This window comes from Trichococcus palustris (assembly GCF_900114465.1).
Taxonomy (GTDB): domain Bacteria; phylum Bacillota; class Bacilli; order Lactobacillales; family Aerococcaceae; genus Trichococcus; species Trichococcus palustris.
In genome coordinates, this window is record NZ_FOTD01000003.1 from 121,703 (window position 1) to 137,762 (window position 16,060).

Genomic DNA, 16,060 nt, shown 5'->3' on the forward strand with positions numbered 1-16,060 from the left:
GATGAATCCATTCATAGTCAGCGCACTCGTTTTATGGGTCTATTTTACGATCATTTTCTTGGTTGCGCAAAAATTGAAAAACAATTCCATCGTAGACAGCTTTTGGGGGCCGGCTTTTCTTCTGGTTGCGATTTCGTCACTGTTGGTTGATGGGAGTCTGGGCGTACGGGCGGTCGTTTTGGCATTCCTGGTTGCGCTTTGGGCGTTTCGACTGTTTTTATATATCACAATCCGGAATTGGAATAAGCCTGAGGATTATCGCTATATCAACATGCGGGAAAAATGGGGGACATCCTATGCCCGATTGAAGGCATATGCGAACGTTTTTCTGCTTCAGGGCATACTGGCCTATATCATTTCCCTCCCGATTATGGTGACCAGTGCATCTGACATGCAACAGATGAAAGCCATCAATTATTTGGGCGTGCTTTTGTGGGTCACCGGCTTTGTTTTTGAGAGCGTCGGCGATGCCCAATTGAAGGCTTTCAAGGCGGATAAGAATTATAAAGGCAAACTGATGACTGAAAAATTATGGCAATATACAAGACATCCTAACTATTTTGGAGAATCGGTCATGTGGTGGGGCATTTTCCTGGTTTCGCTATCGGGAACGAGAGATCTATTTACGGTCGTCAGTCCGGTAATCATAACGCTCCTGCTCCTCTTTGTTTCGGGGGTACCGCTGCTGGAGAAGAAATACGAAGGCAGGGAAGACTTTGCAGCATATTCGCGCAGAACGAACAAATTTTTCCCTTGGTTTCCGAAGAAAGAACAATAAACTTTCCAGGGACCGGACTTCAAATTAAAAAGCTGTCGGCCGTTTTTTTCTGAGCGAGATGAGCTTCAAAATTACGGGTTCCGATGAAGGCGTGCTTTGATTACACAAATAGGGGGCGGGACACATCATGATAAATGATGTATCCCGCCCCCTTGTTTTTCTCGTGGTGCTTTTAAGCGTTTTTCTCGTTTTCAGGCGACGTTTGGTTGTTCGCAATTTTCTTCCTTGATAACAAGAGCAGCAGGAGGACAGAAGCAGCGCTTACCGCTGCGCCGGCAATGGCATAAGGCGTTCTGTAGGTGAAGGTTATCTGATGTTCGCCTTGGCTGATGGGGACTGCCAACAAGCTGTCCAAGGCTTTTTCGGTTTCAACCGGCTCGCCATCGATTGCGACAGTCCAGCCTTCACTGTAAGGGATGGTGGTCATCAGCACTTGGTCATCTCCTTTGATATGCACGGTGCCTTCGATGTGGGTCTGGCTGAAATCGGAAATTTCCATGCCCTCTGTTTGTCTGTCCGCGATGACTTGTTCAAAACTGTTTTGGTCAAATTCGTAGAGTTTCAAATCCTGGATCCTGATGTTATCCCCAATCAACTCAATCGTGAAGGTTACATTCTCTCCAGCTTGGTTACTGGCGATGTTTATCACCTGATCATTGCGGTATGTCTTGTAGTAGTCCAGTTTGACGTCATTCAAATATAGGTTAGCATTCTTGTCATCAATCCCGGAATCCAGAATCAGATAGTAAGGGTTGTTCGTTTCCGGCGTGAATTGAAATTCAATTCTTGATACCATGCCGGCTGCGGCCTTGAAGTAAGTCGTGTTTTGATAATCTGCTGTATTGGAAGTCACATTCTGGAACACGGTGGAGTCAAATGTTTTTAAAGCGAAAAAAGGTTGGGTGCTCGATTGGTCAGTGAACGCATCCAGCAATTGTTCCTGCATCAAAATCGGCTGGTTGTCGATGAGCTTCAAATCCAATACGCTTTTTGAAACGCCGAATGCCAATGATAAGGCATAAGGATTTTCATACGTCGTCGTTCGCGCGGTTTCCGAAGATAATGCGTATTTCTGGAGATCGGGACGGGTCGCATTGCGATTTATTTGATAGATTGCTTTATCGTCATAAATGTATTCGGGCAGCTTCTTGTCCTGGATTTGATATTTCACGCCGAACAAAGCATCCGTAAAAAGGGTACCGGTAGAATAGACAACGAAACCATTCCCTTCAGGGAAGCCCAGCGAGCCGAATAGGGCCGGGATTTCTTTTTCGAAGGTGGAGCTGAAATGGTTGATACCCGCGTAATTCGCCTGGAAACTGTCATTCTTGGATCGTTGAAACGTTTTTTCGATGCGATAGAAATCATCTTTGGGCATCCGAATATCTTTCAGCGCATCTGCAAGGACGACCTGATAATCGTTAAATTGGTCATACTTCACGTAGCCGAGTCGGAAGAGATCGATAGCTGCATTTGCCGTCATTTCCGCTACTGTCAAGAACAGCAGCAGGTAAGGCATCCATTTATAATTATTTTCCCGTAGCATCAGGAAAATAAGGAACAATACAACTAAAATCGAGCTCGCCAAGACTTGAGCAGGCTCAAGAAATGCGAAGCCTTTTTTGATGACATAAATGGCGCTTACGGCACTGACGACAAGGATGGAGCAAGCTAGCGGCAAGGGAAAGACTTTTGACTTCTGCAGGCTCCGGAATCCATTTAATAGGAAGAAAAAGCAGATGGTGAACGAAAATCTGTAGGGATACCAAATCGGATATTGCCCGGCATGCCATAACTTATTGATGAACTGAACGTTCATCGCCAAGAAAAAGAAAACAGTCAACAAAAGAGAGACGATCCTTTCTTTTTTGGAGAAAGCTTCGTTTGCAAAATAATAGATGAAAGCTAGAAGCGCGAGGGTCCCAATGAATACATTGGGGAGCCCTGTCGGCATCTGGTCGAAATTGAATGCGCCGATATAGAATTTCGACAGGATTTCTGCAGGGGGATAGGCAAAACTCCAATCAATCATATCGTTTGTATAGCTGGCTTTGCTGCCCAACAGAGAGTAGAAGGTCGGCAACAACAACAGTGCGCTCAATCCCGCCCCAAGTGCGGAAAAGAAAACAAACCGGGAAAACTGCACAATGAAATCTTTTGCTTTCGATTTAAGGGACGGTAATCCGGACAGATCTTTTTTCGAGAACGCAAAAAGGAAATAGAATCCGAGGAACAAGCAGATCATAAAGCCGATATAATAATTCGAAAAAAGCATGATGCCAAGGAAAAGGCTATACAGAACACCTTTTTTTCCGTCGATCAGCCTTTCCAGTCCCAATACGATGAGCGGTAAAAAAACCAAACCATCCAGCCACATGACGTTCAACTGGTTGACGATGACATAACCCATCAGGGCATAGCTGACCGAAAAAGTCGGAACAAGCAAGCCTTTCCCTTCGAATCTGGCAATCAGCAAATAGGCAAAGGTCAAACTGGAGAAAGCTATTTTCAATAAAATCAATAAGGTTACCGCCACAGGCAATAGTTTTTGGGGAGAAAATAAGAAAATAAGGTTAAACGGGCTCATCAGATAGTATGCCCAAAGGCCAACCATATCCCCGCCGATCGCCTTGGTGAAAGAATAAAACAAAGCTGAAGGTTCAGATAAGAGGGTATGACGATAGTAACTGAAGAAATCCACATATTGTTGCCCCAAGTCAACCGTCAGCAACGTATTGTCTCCGAAAGGATAAACGCCCATTACAGCGTAAATGGTAGTCATGATGAAGAGCGGCAAAAAGAAAGCGATCAATAACGTTTCTTTATTCTTTACCATGGTTGGAAAATGTTTAAGCATGCTGCACATTCCTCCGTTTAGATGAAAGTCTTTAAAATACCTTATATAAAAATAACACAAAGGGAGGTGTAATGCATTTATTTTTCAGCTTCAATTGTAATGACATCTTTTTTTGATATAATAGGGTATTGAAAATGAATTTAGGTTTTAGGAAGGTGTTCAATTGGAAGATAACGGCCAACAACAAAGAAAGAAAAAATCGCATGTCCCATTTCGCTTGAACCTACTCTTTTTCATAGTATTTGCCCTGTTCTCTGCAGTCATTTTCCGATTAGGCTTTCTGCAGATCATCAGGGGAGATGAGTTTGAAGCAATTGTAAAAAGGACAGAAACAACGCTGGTGACAGAGTCTGTACCGCGTGGCTTAATATATGATAGCGATGGCACGGTATTGGTCGGCAATGAGCCGCAACACGCCATCACCTATACAAGGGGGGCGAATACAACCGCTGCTGATATGGCAGCTGTCGCTTCAGTATTGGGAGGGTTGATAAAGGTTGATAGCGAGAGCCTTACCGAAAGGGATTTAAAGGATTATTGGATAGCGGTCCACAATGAAGAGTTGCTGGCTCGTTTGACGGATGCTGAAAAACTATTGCCGGGTTCTGAATTATATGACCTTGAATTGGGGAAAATAACCCCCGAAGAAATTAATTTTTCAGAGGAAGAAAGACAGGTCGCCGCAATCTTCAAAAGCATGAACAGCGCCTATGCTTTATCCACGACAAACATCAAAAATAAAGAGGTAACCGATGAAGAACTGGCACGCGTCAGCGAAAATCTGACAAAGCTATCAGGGGTTGATGTCGCAACGGATTGGGTAAGGGTCTATCCTGAGGGGGACCTGTTGAGCAGTGTTTTGGGGAGCGTCACCAACGAGAAAACGGGATTGCCGAGCGATCAGGCCGCCGCTTATTTAGCGAAAGGGTATGCACGCAATGATCGGGTCGGCAATTCCTACTTGGAACAGCAATACGAACCCGTTCTGAGCGGCACGAAATCGCAATGGGAGACCGTAACGGATCAATCGGGGGAAGTTTTGACCCGTGCAGAAACCTACGATGGTAAAAAAGGGGATAACCTCGTTTTGACGATCGATATCGATTTTCAGAAGAAAATCGAACAGATTGCGACGGACTTCCTGAAAAGCAATGTCGATCCATACAATGATCGCGTCTATATAGTGGCATCCGATCCCAATACCGGAGAAATTTTGGGGATGACCGGGAAGCAGCGGACGACTTCAAACGAAATTACCGATGATGCATTGGGTGTCATCAATTCCAGCTATGGAATGGGATCAGTCGTCAAAGGCGCGACCGTCTTGAGCGGTTATATGAGCGGGGTCATCAGTCTGAACAATAACGTCTTGGTGGATGAACCCCTGCAATTCCAAGGGTCGCAACTCAAGAAATCCGTGTTCAATCCGACCATAGGAAATCAAGTTGCAATCAGTGACATCGAGGCTTTGACGCGTTCATCCAACATTTATATGATAAAACTTGCCATGTTGATGGGCGGCCAGTCAACATATGAAGCCGGAGGCACATTGAACATTTCGCCGGACCTGATTGATGAACTGAGAAGCTATTTTTCCCAATTCGGCTTGGGCGTGAAGACGGGGATTGACTTGCCGAATGAAGCCAGCGGTTTGAAGGGCTTTAGTGAAGGTGCTGCTAATGTAGTCGACGAATCCTTTGGGCAATATGATCTGTATACGACCTTGCAGTTATCCCAGTATGTCAATACCATCGCAAACGGCGGCACACGCTACGCGCCGAAATTAGTTTCGGAAATCCGCGGAACGGATAAAACGGGCGGCTTAGGCCCCATTGAGACGACGATGGATACGAAAGTGATGAACCAAGTAAACGTCGACCCAGCTGCACTGAAGCGGGTCCAACAAGGTTTCTATCAAGTAACCCACAGCACAAACGGAACGGCATATTCTACATTCGGCAAGGACACAAACAATGTAGCGGGGAAAACCGGTACGGCCGAAGCATTCTATGATGGAAACAATAAAAATTTAAAAAATACGAGTGTCTTCAACTCCACTTTTGTGGGCTACGCACCATTCGATAATCCAAAAATAGCGGTGACGGTGGTCGTACCTTATCTCAGCACCGATGTCGGACGTGCAACGCCGATTTCTAAAAAAGTGTTCGATGCTTATTTCAATACAGGCGAATACGCAGTGAAGAAATAAAAATTTTACATCGTTTATTGAAACAATAGGGGAACAAAAAAACTTTTCGGACCAGTTAAAAGCAACTGATCCGAAAAGTTTTTTTCTTATTCCAGTGTAATGATGTCTGCGATCACTTCGTATCCCATATCGCGGGATAGCTCATATTCGCCGTAATTTATTTTATAAAGTAAGTTATGTTCAGTTAAATACTGTTCAAATACGGCTCTGTCAGCAATCAATCCGGCACTGACCAGATTGTCTATCACAACCGAAGTCGGTTGTCCTTGAGCAATGACGAATTTTACCGTTGTGCCTGCACTTGATTCGCTTGTAGCGACAGCTTGGCTGGCGGTTGCTTCTGGCACCGATTCAGCTAAGCTTGTATCTGATGAAGTGACTGCAACCGATTCAGCCGCTTTTTTTTGCAATTCTACTTCAACGAGCAGACTCTCATATTTTTCCTTGTAACCATCCGACGCGACATTCGCTGTCGTATCTGCATTCTCTGCGGGGGAATCCATGGGATAAAAAAGTTGGAACCCGGACAGGATGAGAGCAGACAGCAAGAAGCCGATTGATAAGAAACGCAATCTCTGTTTATTCATAAGCTCTCCTCTATACTGTTTGCTCTATGTAATTATCAACAACTAGTTGCACGGTTGTAATAGGGACATTAAGTTGTTCAGCTATCTCATCAAAAGTTTTTCCGTTCACATACATAGAAATAATGTGTTGCTTTGTTAAATTATGTATTTTTTTAACTGTTTGCGCATCTTCAGCGATGATAACCTCTTTACCTAATTCCTCTTCTAAGGCAACGATTCGTTGTTTTAATTGATGAATGTCTTCCGTCTGTTGTAGTGTGTAGTCGCGCACTTCGTCGGCCAATTTATTTCCGTTATCTTTTGCGAAAAAAGAAATAAACAGCAGCACGATAGCGATCGCTAATAGGACAATCACGATAGTCCATAATTCCATCTTGTCACCTCATTTCCATCTATTTGACACCTGATAACATTCTAATGAAATTAACGGCTTTCTGCAATACTTAGAAAAATTTTATTTGGAGTTGGAGGGAAAAACAGAGATTTGAGGGGTTATCATGAAAAAAGACTGGTAATCGATATTGTAAAATGGTACAATGTCAAATGCAGAAGATGATTCGATCTTCAATTTTTTTATGTTTGGAGGGAAGAATATGCGGATAAACATTACATTGGAATGTACGGAATGTAAAGAACGTAATTACTTATCAAAGAAAAACAAACGTAACAATCCAGACCGTCTTGAAGTGAAAAAATATTGTCCACGTGAAAGACGCGTGACTCTACATCGTGAAACAAAATAATGTGAATTAACAACAGGCTATCCTGTTGTTTTTTTTTTGCCCCATAAAGCCGGGCTTGGATGCTAAGGGAAATCGAACAACCAATGGAACCGAACAACGTGGAACACTAGTGCAACATTTGTTCATCGCTTCCAATTGACGTATAATGAATGATGATGGAAGGGGATGTTTAAATGCAAGTACTGAATGCCAGAAAACAGGCTTTTCGGAATAAACCGTATGTGACCTATTTGTTTTTAGCGATTCAAATCATTATATTTGTAGGGATGACCTTTAGTGGAGGGAGCACGAATATTCACACGCTCATTTTGTTCGGTGCCAAGTACAATCCAGCGATCGTGAACGGGGAAGTATGGCGATTGATTACACCGATATTCATCCATATCGGCTTTACGCATCTATTGGTCAACAGCATCACGCTGTACTATTTAGGGACGCAGATGGAGATCATCTACGGAAGTTTACGGTTTGCTCTTATCTACCTTCTGAGCGGATTGATGGGCAATATCATGAGTTTTGCTTTTAGTGACGCTGTTTCTGCAGGAGCAAGTACCTCCTTATTTGGATTGTTTGCGGCCGCCATTGTTTTGGGCCGGGCATATCCGCATAATTATGCCATCCAGCAGATGGCGAGGAACTTCACCGTTTTGATTGTCTTGAATTTTGCCGTAGGCTTTTTTTCATCGGCAATCGATAACTTTGGCCATCTCGGCGGTGCACTCGGTGGCGTATTGGCTGCCCTATTCATTGCTGACCCCAACGTTTCGAGGGGCCAAAATAAACAAAGGATACTTGCTTTAGTCATTTATTTTGTAAGCGTAATAATCTTTGCCCTGACGGGTTTTCTAAGAGCCGGTTTTGCGTTATACTGATGGTTATAACCTGAAAAACGAGGAGGAAATGCAGTGAGTAAAAAAGTAATCGGAATCGATTTGGGCGGTACGTCAGTGAAGTTGGCCATATTGACGGAAGCCGGAGAAGTGCAACAAAAATGGAGTATACCAACGGACAGCAGTGCTGAAGGGAAACATATTGTGCCGGATATTATTGCATCCATTAAACATCATTTGGACTTATACCAACTAACCTCGGAAGATTTTTTAGCAATCGGAATGGGGTCCCCTGGTGTGGCGGATAGAAGTGAAGGAACAGTCATCGGTGCGTTTAACCTGAATTGGAAAACGTTGCAGCCCGTGAGGGAGACGATAGAGAGAGAATTAGGCATTCCTTTCTATATCGATAATGACGCCAATGTTGCCGCTCTGGGCGAAAAATGGCGCGGCGCCGGCGGAGATAACGACGATGTCGTATTCATCACACTGGGGACAGGTGTCGGCGGAGGAATCATCGCAGAAGGCAATCTGATCCACGGAACGGCGGAATCAGGCGGAGAAATCGGGCATATGAAAGTGGATCCTCATGGATTTGATTGCACTTGCGGAGGGAAAGGATGTCTGGAGACCGTTGCCAGCGCTACCGGCGTCGTCAAGTTGGCGCGTAAACACGCAGAGGAGTATGCCGGCGATTCGCGATTGAAATTCATGATCGACGATGGACAAGAAATCACTTCAAAGGCAATCTTCGATCTTGCCAAAGAAGGCGATGATTTGGCGCTTATCGTTGTGGACCGTGCGGCCTACTTCTTAGGGTTGGCATGCAGTCACATCGGCAATTTGTTGAATCCGAAGTATATCATCATCGGCGGCGGCGTCTCTGCTGCAGGGGAATTTTTATTGGAACAAGTCAGAAACTATTTCTTGGAATTCACTTTCCCGAATGTGCAAAAAACAACCCACATCAAATTAGCCGAATTAGGAAATGATGCCGGTATCATCGGTGCATGCTACCTTGCTGTTGCGCAAATAAATAAACAACAATTGTAAGGCGAGCGTATCTAGCCTACTGATCTTATACCCGTGAGAGTTTTCTTGGCTGGAACAATACAGGAAAACTGTCGGATTTAGGAGTGTTACTATGGATGCCAAGAGATCGACCTTTTTAAGCATTTCAGTTCTGTGGTTGCTGCTGTTGTGCGGATGCGGCAAGCAGACGGTAAATGGCTCTTTAGATGCTTCTGGCGCTGCAAACGAATCGGCAGCAGTCTATGCGCCTCCGTTTTCCGATGATGATTTTTTATACGCGGTAGGTTGGTTGGATGATCAATCCATTCTTACCGTTCTGAAAAGGAACGATGAAGAAGGCATCTACAGCTATGCTTGCCAAAAAAATGAGGTTCTGCCAATCCGGACGTTTAAAGGGGAAATAAAATACATCAGTATTTCGCCAAACCGGGAAAGGATTTTGCTGCAAGTAATGACTCCAGAAGGCGACGACACGCTCCTCTTGGACAAGTCAGGGAACGTTATTCTGGAACGAAAACTGGGCATCGGCACGATAGCGAATCTGTCCTGGAATCCGACAGATGCAGACAAAATTTTTCTGACGGTGACGGACAGTTCGAAAAATGAAAAATATTTTTTGTGGGGAATGACGGAAGGGGTACTGACGGAGCAACCAGATTTAACGGCACAACCTTTTTGGTATTCGCAAAATCTCTTTCTGCATACGACGGCTTTCGATAAGGACGGCAAGAACCTCTTCCTGTTGGATGATGTTCGTCCGGAGGGCGAAGAGACCATCATCAACCAGAATGTCCTTCGCTATGAAATAGAAGGGGAGTCAGTCGTGATGATTACCCCTTCCGATTTCAACCCGAACGAGTTGTTGTTGGTTTATTATTATCCTTTACTGATCGACCAAGGATTCATCAGCATCCAAGCAATATACGAACAAGAAAAAATCCTTTTGCCGGAACTTGCCATTGCAGCGGATTCCACAGCTATCTTCAGCGTGATGCCGGCGGAAGGAAAGGATCATAAGTTGGCATACAGTATCGTTCAGGCTGATTTTGTCACGAAATCGATGACTACATTACTTGCGGTTGAAGCGTTGGCTCCGATAGAGAGTTCGCCGGATGGCAAGCATCTGCTGTACGGGGATTCCTATCAGTTTCTAGTTGATGTGGCGCAAAGGAAACTGCTTAAATTGCATGATTAGGCAAAGAATACGCCGAAAACAGTAGAAAAGCGTTTCATTCAAGTGTAAAATAAAAAAGTAAGAGAATGGAAGGGACGGATATTATTGAATTTAACAGGACTTCAAATTTTTAATATTGTTTTATGGATATTTATCATCGGGTACGCACTCTATCAAGTTTATTTTTTCATGCAAAGAAAAAATTCTGCAATTATGCTTACTGACGAAGAATTCAGAACAAATATGCGGAAAGCACAAATCATTGATGTTCGAGAAAAAAATGACTTTGATGCCGGACACATATTAGGGGCGAGAAATATCGCGTTTACAACGTTTAAGCAAAGATACCCAGAAATAAGAAAAGATCAACCCGTCTATCTTTACGATCAAACTACGGTGATGAGCGGACGCTGCGCTGCGATTCTGAAAAAAAATGGGTACAAAGATATTTATATTCTTAAAGGCGGATATGCTGCCTGGAACGGCAAAATCAAAAAGGGAGCCTAGCTGCCAACTTTGATTTCCAGCAATCAAAAATAGAAGCGTGCATACAAAGAGAGCCTGAGATTAAATATCCCAGGCTCTCTATTATTTTTGCGGTTGAAAACAATTTGTGGTTACATGTTAATGAAGACTGAATACACAACGGAAATTAATCCTGATCCCAGCATAGCAATCAGCATGATCCAAATGACGATTTTCGTCATTTTATTGAATTTAGAAGAGGTAGTACCTGATTTCTTTTCCAACTTTTTCCCCACCTTTTATATTTTACAAAATACAGTGTACAACAGAAAAAATTAAAAGTAAATGCCGGAGAATTGCAAAATAAAAAATTAAAGAAATGTTAAACAAAAAGGGACGAAATGAGGGGATAATGTGATTTATTTCAATGGTAGGCTTTTCATTTCCGCTTTTTTTTGTTAGGATTAACATTATAAAATGATGTATCCATCATGAAGGGAGTATTATATTATGTCAAAACAACAAATCGGCGTAGTCGGTATGGCCGTAATGGGTAAAAACTTAGCTTTAAATATTGAGAGCAGAGGTTATTCCGTATCCGTCTTCAACCGTTCAGGTTCAAAAACAGAGCAAGTGATCGCTGAAAATCCTGGCAAAAAATTAGTGCCAACTTTTACAATTGAAGAATTTGTGGATTCATTAGAAAAACCAAGAAGAATCATGATGATGGTAAAAGCTGGTGAAGCGACGGATAAAACAATCCAATCATTATTGCCTCATTTGGATAAAGGGGACGTACTGATCGATGGCGGGAATACCTTCTATAAGGACACTATCCGCCGCAGCAAAGAATTGGAAAACTCCGGCATCAACTTCATCGGAACCGGCGTTTCCGGCGGGGAAGAAGGAGCATTAAAAGGCCCTTCCATCATGCCCGGCGGACAAAAAGAAGCCTATGATTTGGTAGCGCCTATCTTGGAAAAAATCTCTGCCAAAGCTCCAGATGGCGAACCTTGTGTGGCATACATCGGTAAAGACGGTGCTGGCCATTACGTTAAGATGGTACACAATGGTATCGAATATGGCGATATGCAGTTGATTGCTGAAGCCTATGACATCATGCATAAATATTTAGGCATGTCTGTTGAAGAAATTGCCGCAGTTTTCATTGAATGGAACAAAGGCGAACTGGATAGTTTCTTGATTGACATTACAGCTGACATTTTGACGAAGTATGACCCTGAAACAGGCAAACCGATGGTGGATATCATCTTGGACCGTGCCGGAAACAAAGGGACGGGTAAATGGACTTCTCAAAGCGCGTTAGATGTCGGCGTTCCTTTGCCGTTGATCACCGAATCTGTATTCGCCCGTTATATTTCTGCATTGAAGGATGAACGTGTGGCTGCAAGCAAAGTTCTGCCGCAACCTGCTGCTGTCGATATGAGCAAAGTGGACAAAAAAGCGTTCATCGAAAACATCCGCAAAGGATTATATTTCAGCAAAATCATGAGTTATGCGCAAGGGTTTGCCCAAATGCGTGTGGCAAGCGAAGAAAACGACTGGGATTTGAACTACGGTGAAATCGCCAAAATTTGGCGTGCAGGCTGCATCATCCGTGCACAATTCCTACAAAACATCACAGACGCTTACGAGAAGAATCCAGCCTTGCAAAATCTGTTGTTGGATGACTACTTCGTGAACATCACAAAAGATTATCAAGGCGCAGTGCGCGAAGTCGTTGCTACAGCTGTTGTCGCAGGTGTTCCGGTTCCAACATTCTCATCTGCAGTCGCTTACTTCGATTCTTATCGGTCGGCTGTGTTGCCTGCCAATATTATCCAAGCACAAAGAGATTACTTTGGGGCACATACCTATGAACGTACGGACAAAGCTGGTACTTACCATTTTGAATGGGATAAAGAAGTGGAAGTTCCTCAAGACTAACAATTGGGGCCTTTCCGTATAGTATATTTTCAAAAAAGTCATCCAAAACGTGGGTTTGGATGACTTTTTTATAGCAGAAATCATTTTGTTGAGAAATATCAGCGGCAATATGCTAAAATGAAATTAAAATATTATGTGATGTTGAAAGTTTTATAAATGAAACATTAGGGGAGACCGCTATGGAGAACAAAGAAAAACAAAGAATTTTAATCATTGAGGACGAGAAAAATTTAGCCCGTTTCATTGAATTGGAATTAAAACATGAAGGCTATGAAACGGATATCTGCTATAACGGGAGAACAGGACTGGAAGCAGCTTTAAGCCAAGACTGGGATGTCATTTTATTGGATTTGATGTTGCCTGAATTGAACGGTATCGAAGTATGCCGTCGTTTACGCCCTGTAAAGGATACGCCCATCATCATCATGACGGCAAGAGATTCCGTCATCGACCGCGTTTCCGGATTGGATCATGGTGCAGATGATTATATCGTTAAGCCATTTGCTATTGAAGAATTATTGGCAAGGGTCCGTGCTTTATTGCGTCGCATCGATATTGAAGAAGAACAACGTAAAGTGAAACAAACGACCGTTACTTACCGCGATTTGACGATTGAAAAAGAAAATCGTGTTGTCCGCCGCGGAGAAGAACATATTGAATTGACAAAACGTGAATATGAACTGTTGCTGATATTGATGGAGAATATCAATGTTGTTTTATCCAGGGATGTATTGCTGAATAAAGTATGGGGATACAAGACTGAAGTGGAAACTAACGTAGTGGACGTATACATTCGTTACCTGCGGAATAAAATCGACGTAGCCGGCCATGAAAGTTACATTCAGACTGTTCGTGGCACAGGATACGTAATGCGTTCATAATCTTATGCGCAGATACAATTATATGCCGAGTAAAAAGATAGGAAATCCCAAATCCATCCGTTGGAAATGGGGTTTTCTTTTAAGCATAGCTTTCTTTTTGATGTATTTCATATCGGCTTCGCTATTATTGAACCAATCCAACAATCAGGTGTATGAGGGTCAAAAAAAGAGCGCCGAAAATATGTTGCACTCCGTCCAAAAGTCTTTGTCAGAAATTGACACGAAGCTCACTATCAATAGCGTCGAAAGTTTGTTTGAAAAGATCTCCGTTTCAACGGTCTCGAAAGGGTTACAGACCGTTGGAAATTATCCTTTTTTGGATGATCTGAAGGCTAGGGGTATAAATATTCGTGTGTTTGATACGGATGGGCAATTATTATATGAGACACAAAAGAGCTATACGACTTTCATCAAAAATCCCGATACTTATTTACGAGAAACCACTCTGAACAATTTAGACGCTTTTGTAGCAGGTAGCCCGATTATGAGCCAGGAAGGTTCCAATTTGATGGGATATGTGCAAATCGTTTTCCGACTGAACGACTATCATAAAATCAGGTCGCATAATACGAACTTTTATCTGTACATGACGACCGCAGCGTTCATCCTTTCCATCGCAGCCGGGTACGGCATCGCCTTCTATTTCTTCCGTCCGATCAAACAGATGGTTGATACGATGAATGAGATCGAGGAAGATACGCTATCCGAAACGCGGATTAAAATTTCCAACAGCAAAGACGAATTTACGGATCTGTCGGTCCATATAAACGGGCTGTTGGATAAAATGGCGCTGTATGTCAGTCAACAAAAACAATTCGTGGAGGATGTTTCCCACGAGTTGCGGACACCTACCGCAATTGTGGAAGGCCATCTGAAATTACTGAATCGTTGGGGGAAAGAAGATCCGCAAATATTGGATGAATCCTTATCGGCGTCACTGACGGAAATACAAAGAATGAAGACGCTTGTGCAGGAGATGCTTGATTTATCAAGGGCCGAGCAAGTTGAAATTCATTATAAGAATGAAGTGACGCCGATATTGAACGTTGTGCTTCATACCTTCCATAATTTTAAAATGCTTTATCCTGATTTTGTTTTTAATTTGGATAATGATTTGAAACGGGAAGTATATGTAAACATCTATCGGAACCACTTTGAACAAATACTGGTCATCCTGATGGATAATGCCGTGAAGTATTCTACAGATAGGCATGAAATCCATCTTTCCATATCTGAGTCCATGTCCTATGTTCAGATTGCGATTCAAGATTTCGGCGAAGGGATGTCGCAGGAGGATCAGCAGAAAATTTTTGCGCGCTTCTACCGTGTCGACAAAGCCCGCTCCAGAAATAAAGGCGGCAATGGGTTAGGCCTTTCCATCGCAAAAGAGCTGCTGGAAGGTTATAAAGGAGATATTACCGTTGAAAGTGTGTTGGGGCATGGCTCCATATTCAGGATTCAGTTACCGATTTTAAAGGATTACGTACCGGAAGAAGAATTGTAAACGGAGCTATCCTCCAAGTGAAGTAGATGCAAAAAGTCCGACAAAGCTAACCTTTCGTTAGCTTTGCCGGACTTTTTATACTTAGGGTCATTGATTCTTTTGTTTTCCTGCATTACGTCCCGTTTGCTTGTTTTCTGTTGTTGCGCTGATTGCATTTACGGGTTTTGCTTGATTGGCTGAGGATGCGGAAGGTTTGGCCACCTTGATGTTTTTCTTGATCGGGCGGTTGTTCATTTCCTCTTCAACTTGTTGTTGGACCTTTGGTTTGATCATGCGATTCTGCAACAAGGTTTGTGCAGCCGCAAAGATTCCGCCGGCTAACCAGTATAGAGCCAATCCGGCAGGGGAAGACCATGAGAACATCAGAATCATGATCGGATTCATGAGCATCATCGTTTTCATCTGTGACTTGGTTTCCTCCGGCATCCCGATTGTGGAAACATACCCTTGGGCCAAGTAAGCAACTCCGGCAAGAATAGCGAGAAGCGGACTTTTGTCCCCCAAATTAATCCCTAAGAAAGTACTTTGGGCAATTTGTGGGGTCAGATGTACGGCTTGGTACATTGCTGTAAAAATCGGCATTTGAATCAGGATAGGCAGACAGCCGACACCACCGGTCATGCTTATGTTGTTTTCTTTGTACAAAGCCATCATTTCTTGCGAAACAGCTGCTTTTTCTTCCGGTGTCTGTGCATTTTGTTGGCGGAATTTGATATCTTCCAACTCAGGCTTGATGTATTTCATTTTTTCTTGTTGGACCATGGATTTTTTAATCTGATTCACGTTCATCGGCATGATCGCCAAGCGAACCACAATGGTGATAAAGATGATAGCCAGTCCATAGTTACCGTTTAAAAATTCAGCAAGCATGACGATCAATTTTCCTGTCGGCACAACGAGATAATCGTAGATCATTCCTGTCGGATTTTTATTTTCATCGTATTGCATACATCCTGAAAGAATGAGTAATAAGGTCATCATTTCCGCAGAAAGCAACAACTTCTTCTTAAGTTTCATTGTTCACGTTCCTTTACTATTTTTCGATAACATTAC

General features: G+C 43.1%; 15 protein-coding genes. 10 read left to right on the forward strand and 5 right to left on the reverse strand.

Annotation, left to right across the window (positions count from 1 at the left end):
- The first annotated feature begins 1 nt into the window (after position 1).
- The gene (locus BM101_RS03115) at positions 2–778 is read left to right on the forward strand and encodes a DUF1295 domain-containing protein (RefSeq protein ID WP_087030631.1); all 777 of its coding nucleotides are present in this window, start codon (positions 2–4) and stop codon (positions 776–778) included.
- Positions 779–950: 172 nt separating this feature from the next.
- Here the strand turns inward: BM101_RS03115 and BM101_RS03120 are convergent, their stop codons facing one another.
- Positions 951–3,635 (reverse strand): YfhO family protein, encoded by a 2,685-nt coding sequence (locus BM101_RS03120; RefSeq protein WP_177194344.1) that lies wholly within the window; start codon positions 3,633–3,635, stop codon positions 951–953.
- 163 nt (positions 3,636–3,798) lie between these two features.
- On the opposite strand from BM101_RS03120, the gene BM101_RS03125 reads away from it, so the two are divergent.
- Positions 3,799–5,844, forward strand: coding sequence for a peptidoglycan D,D-transpeptidase FtsI family protein (locus BM101_RS03125; protein ID WP_087030637.1), 2,046 nt, complete (start codon positions 3,799–3,801; stop codon positions 5,842–5,844).
- Positions 5,845–5,930: 86 nt separating this feature from the next.
- On the opposite strand, the gene BM101_RS03130 is transcribed toward BM101_RS03125, so the two are convergent.
- Together BM101_RS03130 and BM101_RS03135 are read right to left on the reverse strand one after the other, a co-directional pair.
- Positions 5,931–6,431, reverse strand: a complete 501-nt coding sequence (locus BM101_RS03130; RefSeq protein ID WP_087030639.1) for a hypothetical protein — start codon at positions 6,429–6,431, stop codon at positions 5,931–5,933.
- Positions 6,432–6,441: 10 nt separating this feature from the next.
- Positions 6,442–6,804: a DUF6115 domain-containing protein gene (locus BM101_RS03135; protein ID WP_087030642.1), complete on the reverse strand. Its 363-nt coding sequence runs from the start codon at positions 6,802–6,804 to the stop codon at positions 6,442–6,444.
- A gap of 220 nt (positions 6,805–7,024) precedes the next feature.
- Between BM101_RS03135 and rpmG the strand changes: the two genes are divergently transcribed.
- The 5 genes from rpmG to BM101_RS03160 all read left to right on the forward strand — a co-directional run bounded on the left by rpmG (position 7,025) and on the right by BM101_RS03160 (position 10,717).
- The gene (gene rpmG / locus BM101_RS03140; RefSeq protein ID WP_087030645.1) at positions 7,025–7,174 is read left to right on the forward strand and encodes a 50S ribosomal protein L33; all 150 of its coding nucleotides are present in this window, start codon (positions 7,025–7,027) and stop codon (positions 7,172–7,174) included.
- A gap of 173 nt (positions 7,175–7,347) precedes the next feature.
- A complete protein-coding gene (locus tag BM101_RS03145) occupies positions 7,348–8,046 on the forward strand; it encodes a rhomboid family intramembrane serine protease (RefSeq protein WP_087030648.1) in 699 nt (232 codons plus the stop codon).
- 33 nt (positions 8,047–8,079) lie between these two features.
- Positions 8,080–9,057 carry an ROK family glucokinase gene (locus BM101_RS03150; RefSeq protein WP_087030651.1) on the forward strand — a complete coding sequence of 326 codons (978 nt, stop codon included), beginning with the start codon at positions 8,080–8,082 and terminating at the stop codon, positions 9,055–9,057.
- 91 nt (positions 9,058–9,148) lie between these two features.
- The gene (locus BM101_RS03155; protein WP_087030654.1) at positions 9,149–10,231 is read left to right on the forward strand and encodes a YqgU-like beta propeller domain-containing protein; all 1,083 of its coding nucleotides are present in this window, start codon (positions 9,149–9,151) and stop codon (positions 10,229–10,231) included.
- Between the two features lie 84 nt (positions 10,232–10,315).
- Positions 10,316–10,717: a rhodanese-like domain-containing protein gene (locus BM101_RS03160; protein WP_245825578.1), complete on the forward strand. Its 402-nt coding sequence runs from the start codon at positions 10,316–10,318 to the stop codon at positions 10,715–10,717.
- Positions 10,718–10,827: 110 nt separating this feature from the next.
- Here the strand turns inward: BM101_RS03160 and BM101_RS03165 are convergent, their stop codons facing one another.
- The gene (locus BM101_RS03165) at positions 10,828–10,959 is read right to left on the reverse strand and encodes a DUF4044 domain-containing protein (protein ID WP_245825579.1); all 132 of its coding nucleotides are present in this window, start codon (positions 10,957–10,959) and stop codon (positions 10,828–10,830) included.
- Positions 10,960–11,185: 226 nt separating this feature from the next.
- Here BM101_RS03165 and gndA point away from each other — a divergent pair, with 226 nt between their 5' ends.
- The 3 genes from gndA (at position 11,186) to BM101_RS03180 (ending at position 15,007) form a co-directional block, all read left to right on the forward strand.
- Entirely contained in the window at positions 11,186–12,622 is a 1,437-nt protein-coding gene (gene gndA, locus BM101_RS03170; protein ID WP_087030656.1) for an NADP-dependent phosphogluconate dehydrogenase, read from the forward strand.
- 179 nt (positions 12,623–12,801) lie between these two features.
- Positions 12,802–13,503 carry a response regulator transcription factor gene (locus tag BM101_RS03175; protein WP_087030658.1) on the forward strand — a complete coding sequence of 234 codons (702 nt, stop codon included), beginning with the start codon at positions 12,802–12,804 and terminating at the stop codon, positions 13,501–13,503.
- Between the two features lie 100 nt (positions 13,504–13,603).
- Complete coding sequence (locus BM101_RS03180; protein ID WP_256212117.1) at positions 13,604–15,007, forward strand: HAMP domain-containing sensor histidine kinase; 1,404 nt, start codon at positions 13,604–13,606, stop codon at positions 15,005–15,007.
- 87 nt (positions 15,008–15,094) lie between these two features.
- Here BM101_RS03180 and yidC read toward each other — a convergent pair whose 3' ends face one another.
- A complete protein-coding gene (gene yidC, locus BM101_RS03185) occupies positions 15,095–16,024 on the reverse strand; it encodes a membrane protein insertase YidC (RefSeq protein ID WP_087030664.1) in 930 nt (309 codons plus the stop codon).
- Positions 16,025–16,060 lie beyond the last annotated feature (36 nt).